Annotated in this window: 14 protein-coding genes; all 14 read left to right on the top strand. The window is 64.9% G+C overall.

The annotated features are described in order from the left end of the window. The first annotated feature begins 48 nt into the window (after positions 1-48). Positions 49-1,782, top strand: coding sequence for an ABC transporter ATP-binding protein (locus MUG94_RS09155; RefSeq protein WP_227907754.1), 1,734 nt, complete (start codon positions 49-51; stop codon positions 1,780-1,782). A gap of 5 nt (positions 1,783-1,787) precedes the next feature. Continuing rightward, positions 1,788-3,695, top strand: a complete 1,908-nt coding sequence (locus MUG94_RS09150; protein WP_227907932.1) for an ABC transporter ATP-binding protein — start codon at positions 1,788-1,790, stop codon at positions 3,693-3,695. Between the two features lie 75 nt (positions 3,696-3,770). After that, positions 3,771-4,148, top strand: coding sequence for a GntR family transcriptional regulator (locus tag MUG94_RS09145; protein WP_227889868.1), 378 nt, complete (start codon positions 3,771-3,773; stop codon positions 4,146-4,148). Positions 4,149-4,222: 74 nt separating this feature from the next. Beyond that, the gene (gene uvrA, locus MUG94_RS09140; protein WP_227907933.1) at positions 4,223-7,111 is read left to right on the top strand and encodes an excinuclease ABC subunit UvrA; all 2,889 of its coding nucleotides are present in this window, start codon (positions 4,223-4,225) and stop codon (positions 7,109-7,111) included. A 101-nt stretch (positions 7,112-7,212) separates the two neighbouring features. Further along, entirely contained in the window at positions 7,213-7,917 is a 705-nt protein-coding gene (locus MUG94_RS09135; protein ID WP_227907756.1) for an HAD hydrolase-like protein, read from the top strand. Further along, complete coding sequence (locus MUG94_RS09130; protein ID WP_227889866.1) at positions 7,904-8,572, top strand: lysophospholipid acyltransferase family protein; 669 nt, start codon at positions 7,904-7,906, stop codon at positions 8,570-8,572. The genes MUG94_RS09135 and MUG94_RS09130 overlap by 14 nt, the downstream gene beginning before the upstream one ends. A gap of 75 nt (positions 8,573-8,647) precedes the next feature. Further along, positions 8,648-10,678, top strand: coding sequence for an excinuclease ABC subunit UvrC (uvrC, locus tag MUG94_RS09125; RefSeq protein WP_227907757.1), 2,031 nt, complete (start codon positions 8,648-8,650; stop codon positions 10,676-10,678). Positions 10,679-10,745: 67 nt separating this feature from the next. Then, positions 10,746-11,645 (top strand): RNase adapter RapZ, encoded by a 900-nt coding sequence (rapZ, locus tag MUG94_RS09120; protein WP_227889864.1) that lies wholly within the window; start codon positions 10,746-10,748, stop codon positions 11,643-11,645. Next, positions 11,646-12,674, top strand: a complete 1,029-nt coding sequence (locus tag MUG94_RS09115) for a gluconeogenesis factor YvcK family protein (protein ID WP_227889863.1) — start codon at positions 11,646-11,648, stop codon at positions 12,672-12,674. A gap of 10 nt (positions 12,675-12,684) precedes the next feature. Further along, positions 12,685-13,665, top strand: coding sequence for a DNA-binding protein WhiA (gene whiA, locus MUG94_RS09110; RefSeq protein WP_227889862.1), 981 nt, complete (start codon positions 12,685-12,687; stop codon positions 13,663-13,665). A gap of 107 nt (positions 13,666-13,772) precedes the next feature. Then, positions 13,773-14,399, top strand: coding sequence for a superoxide dismutase (locus tag MUG94_RS09105; protein ID WP_227889861.1), 627 nt, complete (start codon positions 13,773-13,775; stop codon positions 14,397-14,399). Between the two features lie 241 nt (positions 14,400-14,640). After that, complete coding sequence (gap, locus tag MUG94_RS09100) at positions 14,641-15,645, top strand: type I glyceraldehyde-3-phosphate dehydrogenase (RefSeq protein ID WP_227889860.1); 1,005 nt, start codon at positions 14,641-14,643, stop codon at positions 15,643-15,645. A 75-nt stretch (positions 15,646-15,720) separates the two neighbouring features. Next, positions 15,721-16,947 (top strand): phosphoglycerate kinase, encoded by a 1,227-nt coding sequence (locus MUG94_RS09095; RefSeq protein WP_227907758.1) that lies wholly within the window; start codon positions 15,721-15,723, stop codon positions 16,945-16,947. 101 nt (positions 16,948-17,048) lie between these two features. Continuing rightward, complete coding sequence (tpiA, locus tag MUG94_RS09090; protein WP_227907760.1) at positions 17,049-17,864, top strand: triose-phosphate isomerase; 816 nt, start codon at positions 17,049-17,051, stop codon at positions 17,862-17,864. The last annotated feature ends 25 nt before the right edge of the window (positions 17,865-17,889 follow it).

Raw genomic sequence — 17,889 nt, 5'->3', positions numbered from 1 at the left:
ACGTTCAGAGGGTGCCGGGAACCCCTCCGGCCGGTCCCTGGAGGAAGCGTGCTCCTAAGGCTTGTCCGGCAAAATTTGGCGCCCTACAAGGGTGCCGTTGCCGCCGTCGTTGTTCTGCAGTTCCTGCAAACCGCCGCCACACTGTTCCTGCCCACCCTGAACGCCGACATCATTGACCGCGGCGTGGTCCCCGCCAATACCGGCGTGATTTTGGACCTGGGCGGCTGGATGCTCGTGATTACGGCCGGTCAGGTGATCTGTGCCGTCGCCGCCACGTACTTTGCCTCCCGGGTGGCCATGAGCGTGGGCCGCAACATCAGGGACGAACTGTTCACCACGGTGGAATCGTTCTCCTCGCGGGAAGTGGGGGTGTTTGGCGCCCCTTCCCTGATTACCCGCACCACCAATGACGTGCAGCAGGTGCAGATGGCCCTGCTGATGACCTTCACGGTGATGGTATCCGCACCCATCATGGGCATTGGCGGGGTGCTGCTGGCCCTGAACCAGGATGTGGCCCTGTCCGGGATCCTGCTGCTGATCCTGCCGGTGCTCTTTGCAGTCATCGGACTGGTGCTGCGCCGGCTGATTCCGCTGTTCCGGCGGGCGCAGAAGCAGATTGACCGCGTCAACTCGGTTCTCCGGGAGCAGATCATGGGGGTGGCGGTGATCCGGGCCTTCGTGCGCGAGCGCACCGAGGAAGCCCGCTTTGACGCTGCCAATGCGGATCTGACCGGAACCCAGCTGAGGACGGCGCAGTACATGGCACTGCTGTTTCCGGCGGCCATGCTGGTGGCCAACCTGGCGTCCGTGGCGGTGGTCTGGTTCGGCGCCTACCGGATTGACGCCGGGCAGATGCAGATCGGTGCCCTGACTGCGTTCATCGCCTACATCATGCAGATCCTGATGGCCGTCATGATGTCCATGTTCATGATCATGATGCTGCCGCGGGCCGCCGTCTGCGCCGAACGGATTTATGAGGTCCTGGACACGGAAAGCACGGTGCACGACGCCGAGGCTGCCGCGCCGCTGGTGTACGACGGCGGCACCCTGGACTTCAGGGAGGTGGGCTACACCTATCCGGGGGCTGAGGCTCCGGTGCTGCAGGGCATCAGCTTTACGGCACAGTCCGGACAGACCACGGCCATCATCGGATCCACGGGGGCGGGCAAGTCCACCCTGCTGAACCTGGTGCCGCGGCTGCTGGACGCCACCTCCGGCGGCATCTTCATCGACGGGCAGGACATTGAGGCGGTCACCCTGCAGTCGCTGCGCAGCGGCATTGGCCTGGTGCCCCAGAAGGCCTACCTGTTCTCCGGCACCATTGGCTCCAATCTGCGCTTCGGGCGGCCCGAGGCCACTGACGCCGAGCTCTGGGAAGCGCTCGAAATCGCCCAGGCCGCAGATTTCGTCCGTGCCTCCGAGGGAGGGCTGGAGCACCGGGTGGAACAGGGCGGCGGCAACTTCTCCGGCGGACAGCGGCAGCGCCTGGCCATTGCCCGTGCGCTCGTGGTGCGGCCGGCCATCTACCTCTTCGACGACAGCTTCTCCGCCCTGGACTTTGCCACAGATGCCCGGCTGCGAGCCGCGTTGAAGGAACAGACGCGGAACTCCACGGTGCTGATCGTTGCCCAGCGGATCAACACCATCGCCGACGCCGCGCGGATAGTAGTCCTTGATGAAGGGCGGATTGCCGGGCAGGGAACACACGCGGAACTGCTGGAAACCTCGCCCACCTACCGGGAAATCGTTGAATCCCAGCTCACGGCGGAGGAGGTGCAGTGAGCGGGATGCGGGCCGGACACGGACCAGGTGCGCGCGGGCCGGCAGCCAAGCCGCTGAACTTCCGCTCCAGCGTCCGCCGGATCCTTGCGCTGATGAGTCCGGACCGGCTGCGGGTGGCACTGGTGATGGTGGCCGCCGTCGTCTCCGTGGCGCTCGCCGTCACCGCGCCCCGCATCCTTGGCGAAGCGACCAACGTGATCTTTGACGGGGTGATCGGCGCCGGGATGCAGCCGGGAATCAGCAAAGCCGACCAGGTGCAGGCCCTGCGCGATTCGGGGGAGGACCAGCTGGCGGACATGCTTGCCGCAATGGACGTGGTGCCGGGCCAGGGACTGGATTTCGGGCGGCTCGGCATGCTGGTGCTGGGGGTGCTGGCCATCTACCTTGCGTCGTTCTTTTTCGGCTGGCTGCAGGCACGCGTGACCGCACGGGTGGTGCAGGGGGCCATGTATCGGCTGCGGAAACAGGTGGACGCCAAGCTGTTCCGCCTGCCCATGTCCCACTTCCAGCGCGAATCCCGCGGCGACGTGCTCAGCCGCGTGACCAATGACATCGACAACCTGGCGCAGACGCTCTCCCAGACACTGACGCAGATCATCACCTCGGCGCTCACTATCGTGGGGGTGCTCGGCATGATGCTGTGGCTTTCTCCGCTGCTGGCCCTGATCGCCGTGATCACGGTGCCGGTGTCCGCCGTCGTCACCGTGCTCATCGCCAAGCGCTCGCAGGTGCAGTTCATGCAGCAGTGGAAATCCACGGGGGAGGTGAACGGGTACATCGAGGAAATGTTCAGCGCCCAGGACGTGGTGAAGGCCTTCGGGCAGCAGGAACGCGTGGTGGAGGGATTCCGTCCCGCCAACGAGACCCTGTACCGCTCCTCCTTCAAAGCCCAGTTTGTGTCCGGCATCATCATGCCCACCATGCAGTTCATCTCGAACCTCAACTATGTGGCGGTGGCCGTGGTCGGCGGACTCCTGGTGGCCAACGGGCGGCTGTCCATCGGGGGAGTGCAGGCCTTCATTCAATACAGCCGGCAGTTCTCCCAGCCGCTGGGGCAGATCGGCTCCCTGATCAACATGCTGCAGTCCGGAGTTGCCTCAGCCGAACGTGTGTTCGAACTTCTGGATGACAAGGAGCAGGAACCGGATCCCGCGGATGCCCTGACCCTCAGCGACGTGCAGGGGCGTGTCGCCTTTGAACATGTGCATTTCAGCTATTCGCCGGAAGCCCCGTTGATCCGGGATCTGTCCTTTACGGCGGAACCCGGACAGACAGTGGCGATTGTCGGTCCTACGGGGGCCGGCAAGACCACCCTGGTCAACCTGCTGATGCGCTTCTACGAGGTGGACTCCGGCAGGATCACCATCGACGGCACCGACATTGCGCGCATGCGGCGCGACGATGTGCGGAAGCGAATTGGCATGGTGCTCCAGGATGCCTGGCTGTTTGAGGGAACCATCCGGGAGAACCTGGCCTACGGGGCTCCCGGCGCGACGGACGAACAGATAGTCGAGGCGGCCCGCGCCACCCATGTGGACCACTTCGTGCGCTCGCTGCCCGAGGGGTATGACACGGTCCTGGAATACGACGGCGGTTCGCTCAGCCAGGGGCAGCGGCAGCTGATCACCATCGCGCGGGCGTGGCTGGCGGACCCGTCCATCCTGATACTGGACGAGGCGACCAGTTCCGTGGATACCCGCACCGAGATATCCATCCGGCTGGCAATGAACGCCCTGCGGGAGGCGCGGACCAGTTTCGTGATCGCGCACCGGCTCTCCACGATCCGGGATGCGGACGTCATCCTGGTGGTGCGGCACGGCGAAATCGTGGAGCAGGGAACGCATGAGGCGCTGCTGGCCGCTGAGGGGTTCTACGCCGAGCTGTACCGCTCCCAGTTTGCCGGGACACCGTGACCCGCCTGCCGGACCGGGCGCCCGCGCCGTGGCAAAATGGTACAGGCACCAATTCCCCAACCTGAAGGCGGTCCCATGAGCGACGACGTCCTGTCCTGGGTCCGCATCGACGCGGCAAGCTCGGTTCCTCCCTTCGAGCAGCTCAGGGTTCAGATCCTGGACGCCGCCAACGAAGGAAGGCTTGCGGTCGGAACCCGGCTGCCCCCTGTCCGGGCGCTCGCCGCCCGAATGGGCCTCGCCGTAAACACCGTCGCCCGGGCTTACCGCGAACTCGAGCAGGCCGAGGTGGTGACCACGCGCTCGCGGGCAGGCACCGTGATTGCTGCTGCCGGAGACAACGGCAAGCGGCGGGTGGCCGAAGCCGCCCGGATCTTCGCGGACTCGGTCCGTGCCAACGGGCTGGATCCCAAGGAAGCGCTGACTTACGTCGAGACGGCTCTTCGCCTGCGGTGAAACCACGGCGTCGAATACTTCTTCGAACCAAACGGTGAACTACAGTGGAAAATGTGTCTACAGCTACCTCTTTGATGGCCGATAATGCCAACGCGCCGCACAGCGGCAATGATCTCTCCCGCCTGATCGTCAAGGGCGCCCGGGAGCACAACCTGAAGAACGTGGATGTGGATTTGCCGCGTGACGCGATGATTGTCTTTACCGGGCTTTCCGGTTCCGGAAAGTCCTCATTGGCCTTTGACACCATCTTTGCCGAGGGCCAGCGCCGCTACGTCGAGTCCCTGTCCTCGTACGCCCGGATGTTCCTGGGCCAGGTGGACAAGCCCGACGTCGACTTCATCGAAGGACTGTCCCCGGCAGTGTCCATCGATCAGAAGTCCACCTCCAAGAACCCCCGCTCCACGGTTGGCACCATCACCGAAATTTACGATTACATGCGCCTGCTCTGGGCGCGTGTTGGCACACCGTTCTGTCCGGTCTGCGGTGAGCCCGTTTCCCGCCAGACCCCGCAGCAGATTGTTGACCAGCTGCTGGAACTCGAAGAGGGTACCCGGTTCCAGATCCTCGCCCCGGTGGTGCGCGGCCGCAAGGGCGAGTTCGTGGACCTGTTTTCGGAACTCGCTGCCAAGGGGTACTCCCGTGCGAAGGTCGACGGCAAGCAGATCCAGCTGTCCGATCCGCCCAAGCTCGGCAAGCAGTACAAGCACACCATCGAAGTGGTGGTGGACCGCCTGGTCGCCAAGGACGGCATCCGGCAGCGGCTGACCGACTCGGTGGAAACCGCCCTCGGCTTGGCCGACGGCCGGATCCTGGCCGACTTCGTGGACATTGACGAAAAGAGCGATGAGCGGGTCCGGGCCTTCTCCGAGCATCTGGCCTGCCCCAACGAGCATCCGCTGGCCATCGATGAAATCGAACCCCGGTCCTTCTCCTTCAACAACCCCTTCGGCGCCTGCCCGGTCTGCACCGGCATCGGCAGCCGGCTGGAAGTTGACGAGGACCTGGTCATTCCCAACCCGAACCTCAGCCTGGCCGCCGGTGCCGTGGCTCCGTGGGCATTGGGCAACGCCACTCTGGAGTACTGGAACCGGCTGCTGGCCGGCCTGGCCAAGGAACTGGGCTTCTCCATGGATGTGCCGTGGAAGAAGCTTCCGGCCAAGGCACGCGAAGCCATCCTGAACGGCAAGGACCACAAAGTGGTGGTTCAGTACAAGAACCGCTTCGGCCGCGAGCGGAAGTACAGCACGGGCTTTGAAGGCGTCATCCAGTACATCCACCGCAAGCACCTCGAAACCGAGTCGGACAGCGCCCGCGACCGGTACGAGGAGTACATGCGGGAAATCGACTGCCCTGCCTGCGGAGGTGCGCGGCTGAACCCCGCTTCGTTGTCCGTGCTGATCAACGGCAAGAACATTGCCGAGGCAGGCAACCTCCCCCTGCGCGATGCCGCGGCATTCTTCCAGAACCTGGAGCTGACGGTCCGCGAGGCGAAGATCGGCGACCAGGTGCTGAAGGAAATCCTGGCCCGCCTGACCTTCCTGCTCGACGTCGGACTCGAGTACCTGAGCCTGGACCGCCCCGCAGCCACCCTCTCGGGCGGCGAAGCGCAGCGCATCCGGCTGGCCACCCAGATCGGTTCCGGACTGGTGGGTGTCCTGTATGTCCTGGACGAGCCGTCCATCGGGCTGCACCAGAAGGACAACCGCCGCCTGATCGAGACGCTGGCCCGGCTGCGCAACCTGGGCAACACCCTGATTGTGGTGGAGCACGACGAAGACACCATTCACGAAGCGGACTGGGTGGTGGACATCGGACCGGGTGCCGGTGAGCGCGGCGGCGAAGTGGTCCACTCCGGCTCCCTGGAGGGACTCCTCAAGAACGAGCGCTCCCTGACCGGCGCCTACCTGTCCGGACGGCGGAAGATCGAGATCCCGGCGAAGCGGCGCAAGGTGGACAAAACCCGCCAGCTGAAGATCGTCGGTGCGCGGGAGAACAACCTCCGCAACATCGACGTCAGCATTCCGTTGGGCGTCTTTACTGCGGTGACCGGCGTCAGCGGCTCGGGCAAGTCCACCCTGATCAATGACATTCTGTACAAGACGCTGGCTGCCAAGCTCAACGGCGCCAAGCATGTTGCGGGGCGGCACACCCGCATTGACGGACTGGAAAACCTGGACAAGGTCATCCACGTGGACCAGAGCCCCATTGGCCGGACACCGCGGTCCAACCCGGCCACGTACACCGGGGTCTGGGACCACATCCGCAAGCTGTTCGCCGAGACGACGGAATCAAAAATCCGCGGCTACCTTCCCGGCCGGTTCTCCTTCAACGTCAAGGGCGGACGCTGCGAAGCCTGCCACGGCGACGGCACCCTGAAGATCGAAATGAACTTCCTGCCGGACGTCTATGTCCCCTGCGAGGTCTGCCACGGCGGCCGGTTCAACCGTGAAACCCTCGAGGTGCACTACAAGGGCAAGAACATTGCCGAAGTGCTGAGCATGTCCATCGAGGAGGCCGCGGAGTTCTTCGCAGCCTTCGCTCCGATTTCCCGGCACCTGAACACCCTGGTGGACGTCGGGCTGGGCTACGTCCGCCTCGGCCAGCCGGCCACCACTCTCTCCGGCGGTGAAGCGCAGCGCGTGAAGCTGGCGGCGGAACTGCAGAAGCGGTCCAACGGGCGCAGCGTCTACGTGCTGGATGAGCCCACCACGGGCCTGCACTTCGAGGACGTCCGCAAGCTGCTGCTGGTCCTGCAGGGCCTGGTGGACAAGGGCAACACCGTCATCACCATCGAGCACAACCTGGACGTCATCAAGAGCGCCGACTGGCTCATCGACATGGGCCCCGAAGGCGGAAACGGCGGCGGCCAGGTCATCGCGCAGGGAACGCCGGAGAAGGTGGCCAAGTCCGAGGTCAGCCACACCGGCAGGTTCCTCGCGGAATTGTTCGCGAAGCAGAACTGACCGGCATATATCCGTGGCCTGCGGGTATGTGACGAAAAAAGGTATTCCCCGAAGGGAATGCCTTTTTTCGTACCGGGGAGTAGGTGTGGGAAACTGTCCCGGTGAAAGAATCCCGGCTCTTAGTGCTCTTCGACCTTGACGGAACTCTGGTGGATCCGGCGGGCAGCATCACCGGCGGCATCAGCGCCGCCCTGGCCGCCTGCGGCCTGCCCGTCCCGGCCCCTGCGGATCTGCAGCGCATGGTCGGCCCGGCGCTGGCTGTTTCGCTCCGGGACATTGCCGGTGTTCCGGACGAACGCCTGCCCGAGGTTATTGCCCGTTACCGGGCCGGTTATTCCGCGAAGGGCATGGCGCAGAGCCGTCCCTATCCCGGCATCCGGGAAGTCCTGGAGCAGCTGCGGGCAGCAGGTGCCCGGCTGGCCGTCGCAACGCAGAAACCCGAACCGCTGGCTGTTGACCTGCTGCGGGTTCAGGGCCTCTTGGATCTCTTCGATTCGGTGCATGGTTCGCCGGCGGATGAGCAGGCCGGTGCGGAGCTGGACGGCAAGCGGACGATCATCCGTGCCGCCCTCATCCGCCACGCCGGCAGCTTCGACAGCGCAGTCATGGTGGGGGACCGGATGCATGACGTGCACGGTGCCGCCGACAACGCCCTGGACTGCATTGGCGTGGCCTGGGGTTTCGCCGCCGACGGCGAGCTGGAAACCGAAGGTGCTGCCGCCGTCGTGCACTCTGCCGGCGAACTGCTGACGGAACTGGACCGCTTCCGCGTGCAGGAAAGGACCTGCGCGAATGGGAGTCTATGACCTGACGCGGGCGTCCACCCGCGGGCTGATTGCATCATTGTGCCGGCCCACCGTCATTGGGCTGGAAAATGTGCCGGCAACCGGCCCCTTCATTGTTGCGGCGAACCATTTGTCCTTCCTAGACAGCGTCCTCACCCAGGCCCTGATGCCCCGGCCCGTGGCCTTCTTCGCCAAGGCCGAATACTTCACCGGCACGGGCGTCAAGGGTGCCGCAATGCGCACCTTCTTCGAAGGGGTGGGCTCCATTCCGGTGGAGCGCGGCCAGCAGGCGGCGTCCGTGGCAGCCCTCAAGACGCTGCTGGACCGGCTTGAAGACGGTTCCGGAATAGGCATCTACCCCGAGGGAACCAGGTCGCGGGACGGGCTCCTGTACCGCGGCCGCACCGGCGTTGGCTGGCTGGCGCTGACCTCCGGGGCGCCGGTGGTCCCCGTGGGCCTGATCGGCACCGAAAACCTGCAGCCTGCCGGTAAAAAGTGGGTCAAGCCGCAGCACTTCACCATGAAAGTGGGCCGGCCGCTGTACTTCTCCAAGACCGGTCCGGACCATGCCCTGCCCGCCCGCCGGCAGGCGACGGACCGGGTCATGGACGCGATTGCGGAACTCACCGGGCAGGAGCGCGCCGGCAGCTACAACCAAAATAAGGCCGAGGGATAGGTCCGGCAGTTCAGCGGGCCGCGAAAAGAGGGGCTCCGGGGCGGAGCGGTCCGGCCGCGACCGTAGGATGGAACAGTGGCAGATCCAGCAACATACCGGCCGAAAACAGGGGAAATCCCCACCGCTCCAGGTGTCTACCGTTTCCGTGACGAGCACGGCAGGGTCGTCTATGTCGGGAAGGCCAAAAACCTCCGCTCCCGCCTGAACTCCTACTTCGCCAACCCCCGCGGTTTGCTGCCCAAGACCCGGGCCATGGTCCACACCGCAGCGAGCGTGGAATGGACGGTGGTGGGCACCGAGCTTGAAGCACTGCAGCTGGAATACACCTGGATCAAGGAATTCAATCCCCGGTTCAACATCATGTTCCGGGACGACAAGTCCTACCCGTACCTGGCCGTCACCATGGGGGAGAAGTATCCCCGCGCCCAGGTCATGCGCGGTGACCGGCGGAAAGATACCCGCTACTTCGGGCCGTTCTATCCGGCCAAGGCCATCAGGGAAACCCTGGACACCCTGCTGCGGGTTTTCCCCGTCCGCACCTGCAGTTCCGGCGTCTTCAAGCGTGCCGAACGCACGGGGCGGCCCTGCCTGCTCGGGTACATCGACAAATGCTCGGCGCCCTGCGTGGGACGCATCAGCGCCGAGGATCACCGCAAGCTGGCCGCAGAACTGTGCGACTTCATGTCCGGAGACAGCAAACGGTTCATTTCCTCCCTGGAAAAGGAGATGCAGGCCGCCGTTGCAGAGCTGGATTACGAATCCGCGGCCCGGCTCCGCGACGACATTTCCGCCCTGCGGAAGGTCTTTGAACGCAACAACGTGGTGCTCAGCGAAGACACCGACGCTGACATCTTCGCACTCGAAGAGGATGAGCTTGAGGCTTCCGCGCAGGTCTTCCACGTCCGCGGCGGCCGCATCCGCGGCCAGCGCGGCTGGGTGGTGGAGAAGGTCGAGGACAATGACACCGCGGACCTGGTGGAACACCTGATCCAGCAGGTCTACGGCGAAGCCAATTCCACCGACCGCATTCCCCGGCAGGTCCTCGTGCCGGTGCTGCCGCCCAACGCTGATGAACTGGCCGAGTGGCTGGGCGGGCTGCGGGGGGCGAAGGTTGACATCCGCGTTCCCCAGCGCGGGGACAAGAAGGCCCTGATGGAAACCGTGGCCCGCAACGCCGCTGATGCCCTGCGCCTGCACAAGAGCCGCCGCGCCGGAGACATCACCACGCGGTCCGCCGCCCTGCAGGAGCTGCAGGAAGCCCTGGACCTTCCGGTGGCCCTGCTGCGCATCGAGTGCTACGACATTTCCCACGTCTCAGGCACCAACGTGGTGGCCTCGATGGTGGTGGCCGAGGACGGGCTCCCGAAGAAATCCGATTACCGCAAGTTCTCCATCACCGGTGATGCGGCGCGGGACGACACCTCGGCCATGTACAACGTCATCTCCCGGCGCTTCCGCAACTACCTCGCGGAGAACGCTGACCCTGCCGCTGACCCCGATGCCTCAGCCGGAGCCGCTACCGCAGTGCCGGAGGGCCTGCCCGCCGACCGCACCGGAACCGATGTCCAGCCCCTGACGGACACCCTCACCGCGGCGCCCCGAACCAAGTTCGCCTATCCGCCCAACCTGGTGGTGGTCGACGGCGGCCAGCCCCAGGTGGCTGCGGCCTCCCGCGCGCTGGCGGACCTTGGCATCACGGACATCTTCGTGGTGGGCCTGGCCAAGCGCCTGGAGGAGGTCTGGCTGCCGGACAGCGATTTCCCGGTCATCCTCCCGCGCGCATCCGAAGCGCTCTTCCTCCTCCAGCGAATCCGCGATGAGGCCCACCGTTTTGCCATCACCTTCCACCGGCAGAAACGGGCCAAGTCCATGACAGCTTCCCTGCTGGATGAAATTTCCGGCCTGGGGCCGGCCAAGCGCGCTGCCCTGCTCAAGGAATTCGGATCGGTCAAGAAGCTCCGGGCTGCCTCCCCGGAGGACCTGCAGCGCGTGCCCGGAATCGGGCCCGCACTTGCCGCGTCGGTGCACGCACAGCTCGGGGCGAAGGGTTCGGAACCAGCCGCACCGGCCGTCAACATGACCACCGGCGAAATCATCGAAACTTAGCTAGGCTGGGTCATTGGCTTTTCCCCGGCAGCAGCCGGCAAACCAAGCAAGGAACAGGACAACGGAAATGACGCAAGAGGACGCGCTGACCCCGGTCAAGCCCGCCGAATCGGAGTTGCTGGTGGTTACCGGCATGTCCGGTGCCGGACGCAGCACGGCCGCCAACGCGCTGGAGGACCACGGCTGGTACGTGGTGGAGAATCTGCCGCCGCTGATGCTGGCAACCCTCACCGAGCTGGTTTCCCGCATGCCGCATTCGATCCCCAGGCTGGCCGTGGTCATCGATGTGCGCAGCAAGGAATTGTTCCAGGACATCAGGGAAGCCCTGAGCGGGCTCCGCGCCGCAGGCGTTTCTTACCGCCTCCTGTTCCTCGACGCCGAAGATGAAACCCTGGTGCGGCGTTTCGAGCAGGGGCGCCGTCCGCATCCCCTGCAGGAAGACGGCAGCATTCTCGACGGCATCGCCGAGGAACGGGACGTGTTGAAGGAACTGCGCGCCTCGTCCGACGTCGTCGTCGACACCTCCAAACTCAACGTCCACGCCCTGGCCACCACCATCACCGAACTGTTCACAGAATCCGGTCCGATTGTGCTGCGGCTGAACGTCATGAGTTTCGGCTTCAAATACGGGCTGCCGGTGGACGCCAACTACGTGGCTGACGTCCGGTTCATTCCCAATCCGCACTGGGTGCCGCAGCTGCGTCCCCACACCGGCCTGGACACCGACGTGCGGGACTATGTCCTGGACGCCCACGGAACACGCGACTTCCTTGACCGCTATGTCGAGGCACTCGCACCGGTTATCGACGGATACCGCCGCGAGAACAAGCACTACGCCACCATCGCCGTGGGCTGCACCGGCGGCAAGCACCGGTCCGTTGCCGTGACGGAGGAACTGGCCAAGCGCCTGGCACAGCTGCCGCACGTCACGGTCAGCGCCCACCACCGCGACCTCGGGCGGGAATAGATGAATTTCCTGACAGGTGCCCTGCCCATCATTCCCCAGCCCTCCAGCGACCGGGGGACGGGCGGCTCCGACGGCTCCCGGGCCGTCGTGGCGCTGGGCGGGGGACACGGGCTCTCCGCGTCGCTTTCCGCCCTGCGGCTGCTGACCACGGATCTGACGGCGGTTGTCACGGTGGCCGACGACGGCGGTTCCTCCGGCCGCCTGCGCGAGGAACTGGGCGTGCTCCCGCCCGGCGACCTGCGCATGGCCCTGGCGGCGCTGTGCGACGACACTGACTGGGGCCGCACCTGGCGGGATGTCATGCAGCACCGCTTCCAGTCCCGCCCCGGCGTGACCGGCTCGCTGGACAACCACGCACTGGGAAACCTGTTGATTGTGACCCTGTGGGAACTGCTGGGGGACCCGGTGGCCGGACTGCAGTGGGCCGGAGCCCTGCTCGGTGCCCGGGGACAGGTCCTGCCGATGTCCACCCAGCCGCTCACCATTGAAGGCGATGTGCAGCGCCGCCCGGAACACGGCGGGGGGCTGGAGCTCGTCACCGGACAGGCACGGCTGGCCACTGCCGGAGTCCACGGCAAGGTCAGCGAAGTGCGGCTGACGCCCGCCGATGCCCCGGCCTGTCCGGAAGCACTGACGGCCGTTGAGCGTGCGGACTGGGTCATCCTGGGCCCCGGCTCCTGGTACACCTCGGTGCTTCCGCATCTGATGCTCCCGGACCTGCGGGACGCCCTTTGCCGGAGCAGCGCGAAAGTGTGCCTGACCATGAACCTCAGCAACGAGACCAAGGAAACCACCGGGATGTCCGCGCTGGACCATCTGGCGGAAATTCGGCGGTACGCACCCGAACTGAAGGTGGACGCAGTGCTGGCGGATCCCGACGTCATCGAGGACCCCGAGGCCTTCAGCGCCGCCGTCGCCGGCATGGGGGGACGGCCTGTCTTCGGTAAGGTGGGGGCAGCGACGGGGCGGCCGATCCATGATCCGCTGCGCCTGGCAACCGCGTACCACGATATCTTTGGGGAGAACTAGGAGTGTATTTGTGGCGTTGACCGCAGCAGTAAAAGAGGAACTTTCACGTCTGGACGTGAAAAAGTCCTCAGTCCGCAAAGCGGAAGTATCGGCCTTGCTGCGATTCGCCGGAGGATTGCACATCATCTCCGGCCGCATTGTGATTGAAGCTGAAGTGGACCTGGCGTCCACTGCCCGGCGCCTTCGTGCCGCGATCGCCGAGGTGTACGGGCATGCCTCAGACATCATCGTGGTGTCCGGCGGCGGCCTGCGCCGCGGCAACCGCTACGTGGTGCGCGTGGTGAAGGACGGCGAATCCCTGGCGCGCCAGACCGGACTGCTGGACGCCCGCGGGCGGCCGGTCCGGGGTCTGCCCTCCGTGGTGGTCAACGGCTCCGCCGCCGACGCCGAGGCGGTGTGGCGCGGCGCCTTCCTGGCCCACGGCTCCCTGACCGAGCCGGGCCGCTCCTCATCGCTGGAGGTCACCTGCCCCGGCCCGGAGGCAGCCTTGGCACTGGTGGGGGCCGCACGCCGGATCGGCATTGCCGCCAAGGCACGTGAAGTGCGCGGCATCGACCGCGTGGTCATCCGGGACGGTGACACCATCGCAGCACTCCTCACCCGCATGGGCGCCCATGACGCCCTCATGGTCTGGGAAGAACGCCGCATGCGCAAGGAAGTGCGGGCCACCGCAAACAGGCTGGCGAACTTCGACGACGCCAACCTGCGCCGTTCAGCGCAGGCCGCCGTCGCCGCCGGTGCGCGGGTGGACCGCGCACTCGACATCCTGGGCGACGATGTTCCGGACCATCTGCGCTACGCCGGCGAACTGCGCGTGGCGCACAAACAGGCATCTCTGGATGAGTTGGGGCACCTGGCCGATCCGCCCATGACCAAGGACGCCATTGCGGGCCGGATCCGTCGTCTGCTGGCCATGGCGGACAAGCGTGCCGCGGAGCTGGGCATCCCCGGCACTGAGGCCAATGTGACTCCTGAGATGCTTGACGAGTAGCGTTAAAGCATAAGATGGACTAAGCATGCTGCCTTCTGGCGGCACCCTAAGTTTCCGGGTGGAAACGCCGTCCGGATGAATCGATCCGAGTTTTACTGGAGGATTTTGTGAACGAATACACACTGCCGGAACTGCCCTACGATTACGCTGCACTCGAGCCGAACATCTCGGCCCGGATCATGGAGCTGCACCACGACAAGCACCATGCAACGTACGTCGCCGGTGCCAACACGGCCCTGGCCCAGATGGCGGAAGCACGGGAAAAGGGCGACTTCGCCACCATCCCGAAGCTCTCCAAGGACCTGGCCTTCCACGTTGGCGGCCACGTCAACCACAGCATCTTCTGGAACAACCTCTCTCCCGAAGGCGGAGACAAGCCGGTTGGCGAGCTGGCGGCAGCCATTGATGATTTCTTCGGCTCCTTCGACGCTTTCCGCGGACAGTTCACTGCCGCAGCCTCCTCGCTGCAGGGTTCAGGCTGGGCTCTCCTGGCGTACGAACCGCTGGGCAAGAACCTTGTCATCGAGCAGCTTTACGATCAGCAGGGCAACGTACCCGTGGGCACCATCCCGCTGCTGATGCTGGACATGTGGGAGCACGCCTTCTACCTGGACTACGTCAACGTCAAGGCCGACTACGTCAAGGCCTTCTGGAACATCGTCAACTGGGCGGATGTCGCCACCCGGTTCGAAGCAGCACGCAGCGGTGCCCACTCGCTGGTTCTCCCCGCCTAAATCAGGCCTCCGGCCCACAAATCTGCCGCCGCACCGGTTCGCCGGAGGAACCCGGCGCGTAGGATGAGTCCGAGGGTTCCCGCTTCGCCCTAAGGCCCTGCGGGAACCCCTTGGACTCACCGGCAGGGTAGCGCCGGGCGGTCCAGGACCAGTCCCGAAATCTCGACCCAAGTCAGACCAGTGGCCTGCGCACACAAAAGGTCACGCTCTTCGGTACACCTGCAATCAAGGAGACAGAAAAGTGACTACTCGTGTTGGAATCAACGGCTTCGGACGCATCGGACGAAACTACTTCCGCGCAGCACTGGAGCAGAACGCGGACCTCGACATTGTCGCCGTCAACGACCTCACCAGCCCCGAAACCCTGGCCCACCTCCTGAAGTACGACTCCGTGACCGGCCGGATCGGCGCTGACGTGGAAGTACGCAACGGAGACCTGGTGGTGGGCGGCAAGACCATCAAGGTCCTGGCCGAACGGGATCCTTCAAACCTTCCCTGGAAGGACCTCGGTGTAGACGTCGTCATCGAGTCCACCGGGTTCTTCACCAAGGCGGAGGACGCCAAGAAGCACCTCGATGCCGGTGCCAAGAAGGTGCTGATTTCCGCCCCCGGAAAGGGTGCCGACCGCACCATCGTGATGGGGGTCAATGACTCCGAATACAATCCGGCGACCGACAACATCGTGTCCAATGCTTCCTGCACCACCAACTGCCTGGCACCGCTGGCCAAGGTCATCAACGATGCGTTCGGGATCGAACGCGGACTCATGACCACCGTCCACGCCTACACCGCCGACCAGAACCTGCAGGACGGCCCGCACCGGGACCTGCGCAGGGCCCGTGCCGCCGCGCTGAACATCGTGCCGACGACCACCGGTGCCGCCAAGGCGATCGGGCTCGTCATTCCGGAGCTCGACGGCAAGCTGGATGGCTTTGCCCTGCGCGTTCCCGTTCCCACCGGATCGGTCACCGACCTCACGGTGACCCTGGCGAAAGAGGCCAGCGTCGAGCAGATCAACGACGCGTACAAGGCCGCCAGCGACGGAGCACTGAACGGCTACCTCCGATACACCGACGAGCCGCTCGTGTCCTCGGACATCGTCACGGATCCGGCGTCGTGCATCTTTGACTCGGGCCTTACGCGAGTCATGGGCAATCAGATCAAGGTTGTCGGCTGGTATGACAACGAGTGGGGCTATTCCTGCCGCCTGGTGGATCTGACCAAACTGGTCGCCTCCACGCTCTGAGGACCCGGCCGTCACCGCCGGCCGCCCTGCAAAGCCCACAAGCCCCCAATGCCCGCAAGGGACGTAAAGGTAGACATGACAGTCAAGACTCTTGAAGAACTGATCATCGACGGCGTCGATGGTCGGTATGTGCTGGTCCGCTCGGACCTGAATGTGCCGCTGGACAACGGCACTGTGGCCGACGACGGGCGCATCCGTGCGTCCATCCCGACCCTTCAGAAACTGGTGGATCACGGTGCCAAGGTGATCGTCATGGCGCACCTGGGACGGCCCAAGGGCACCCCGGACGAGAAGTACTCGCTGCAGCCCGCCGCGGACCGGCTGGACGAACTTGCACCGTTTGCGGTCGAGTTCGCCGCCGACGTGGTGGGGGACAGCGCGCACGAACTGGCAGGATCCCTGGCCGCCGGTTCCGTCCTGGTGCTGCAGAACATCCGTTTCGACCCCCGCGAGACATCCAAGAATGACGACGAGCGCCTCTCGCTGGCGCGCGAACTCGCCGGCCTCACGGGGGACAACGGGGCCTACGTTGACGACGCCTTCGGTGCCGTGCACCGCAAGCACGCCAGCGTGTACGACATCGCCGGGATCCTCCCCGCCTACGAGGGTGACCTGGTGCACACCGAGGTGGAGGTGCTCAAGCGCCTGACCGAGCACCCTGAGCAGCCGTACGTCGTTGTTCTCGGCGGTTCCAAGGTGTCGGACAAGCTTGCCGTGATTGAAAACCTCATGGAACGCGCCGACTATCTGCTGGTTGGCGGCGGAATGGTGTTCACCTTCCTGGCCGCCCAGGGATACAACGTTGGGGCGTCGCTGCTTGAGGCAGACCAGATCGAGAAGGTGAAGGGCTACCTCAGCCGGGCCAAGGAAGTGGGATGCGAATTCGTGCTTCCCACCGACATCGTGGTGGCGGACAAGTTCGCCGCCGACGCCGACGTTGACGTTGTTCCGGCTGACGCCATGGAGAGCAGCCGGTTCGGTGCCTCCGGCATCGGTCTGGACATCGGCCCAGACTCAGCCGGAGCCTTTGCCGAAAAGATCGGTGCCGGCCGGACCATTTTCTGGAACGGTCCCATGGGCGTGTTTGAATTTGATGCGTTTGCCAACGGCACCCGCACCATCGCCCAGGCACTGAAGGATTCGTCCGGCTTCTCCGTGGTGGGCGGCGGCGACTCCGCATCGGCTGTCCGGAAGCTCGGGTTCAGCGACAGCGACTTCGGGCACATCTCCACCGGCGGCGGCGCCTCCCTGGAATACCTCGAAGGCAAGAAGCTGCCGGGCCTCACCGTCCTGAACCAGTAAGCCTCCAGTGCGGGCCGCTGCCGGATGAGGCTGCGGCCCGCACTTCCATGTCCGCACCCCACCCCAACTATTTAACGAACACATATGAAACCGGAGCGATGATGACTACCTCGACCAACGGCAAGTTTGATCGGACACCGCTGATCGCGGGCAACTGGAAGATGAACATGGACCATGTCCAGGGCATCACCCTGTTGCAGAAGCTTGCCTGGACCCTGAAGGACGCCCAGCACGACTACAACCGTGTGGAGGTGGCAATCTTCCCGCCGTTCACCGACCTGCGCAGCGTGCAGACCCTGATCAAGGGCGACAAGCTCGACGTCGAATACGGCGCGCAGGACCTCTCGCCCAAGGACTCCGGCGCGTACACCGGTGACATCTCCGGACAGTTCCTGTCCAAGCTGGGCTGCAAGTACGTCCTGGTGGGCCACAGTGAACGCCGGACAGTGCACGGGGAATCCGATGAGCTGCTCAACGAGAAGCTGAAGGCCGCGTACCGCAATGAGCTGGTTCCGGTGCTCTGTGTCGGTGAAGGACTGGAAGTCCGCCAGTCCGGCAAGCACGTGGCACACACCCTGGAACAGGTCCGCAGCGACCTCGCCGGTCTTGATGCCGAGCAGGTCTCCGCACTGGTCATTGCCTACGAGCCCATCTGGGCCATTGGCACCGGAGAGGTTGCCGGACCCGCGGACGCCCAGGAAATGTGCTCCGCCATCCGCGCCGAAATCGCCGACCTGTATGACGACTCCGTGGCCGCCAAGACCCGGCTGCTGTACGGCGGCTCCGTTAAGGCGCAGAATGCGGCCAGCATTCTGAAGGAACGCGATGTGGACGGCGTACTTGTTGGGGGCGCCAGTTTGGATGTGACCGAATTTGCTAATATTGTCAGGTTCGAACATCATCTGGTGACCGACTGATTTGCAGCTGACCTGCACCGCAGTG

Source organism: Arthrobacter gengyunqii (assembly GCF_023022985.1).
Lineage (GTDB): Bacteria > Actinomycetota > Actinomycetes > Actinomycetales > Micrococcaceae > Arthrobacter_B > Arthrobacter_B gengyunqii.
Note: the sequence above shows the minus strand (reverse complement) of the source record. Positions and strands in the feature narration are given on the sequence as shown.

Bases quoted from the DNA above. Each gene is read 5' to 3' on its own strand.
- MUG94_RS09095 (WP_227907758.1), top strand. From the start codon at position 15,721: ATGACAGTCAAGACTCTTGAAGAACTGATCATCGACGGCGTCGATGGT.
- tpiA (WP_227907760.1), top strand. From the start codon at position 17,049: ATGACTACCTCGACCAACGGCAAGTTTGATCGGACACCGCTGATCGCG.
- MUG94_RS09150 (WP_227907932.1), top strand. From the start codon at position 1,788: ATGCGGGCCGGACACGGACCAGGTGCGCGCGGGCCGGCAGCCAAGCCG.
- uvrA (WP_227907933.1), top strand. From the start codon at position 4,223: ATGGCCGATAATGCCAACGCGCCGCACAGCGGCAATGATCTCTCCCGC.
- MUG94_RS09130 (WP_227889866.1), top strand. From the start codon at position 7,904: ATGGGAGTCTATGACCTGACGCGGGCGTCCACCCGCGGGCTGATTGCA.
- MUG94_RS09145 (WP_227889868.1), top strand. From the start codon at position 3,771: ATGAGCGACGACGTCCTGTCCTGGGTCCGCATCGACGCGGCAAGCTCG.
- rapZ (WP_227889864.1), top strand. From the start codon at position 10,746: ATGACGCAAGAGGACGCGCTGACCCCGGTCAAGCCCGCCGAATCGGAG.
- MUG94_RS09115 (WP_227889863.1), top strand. From the start codon at position 11,646: ATGAATTTCCTGACAGGTGCCCTGCCCATCATTCCCCAGCCCTCCAGC.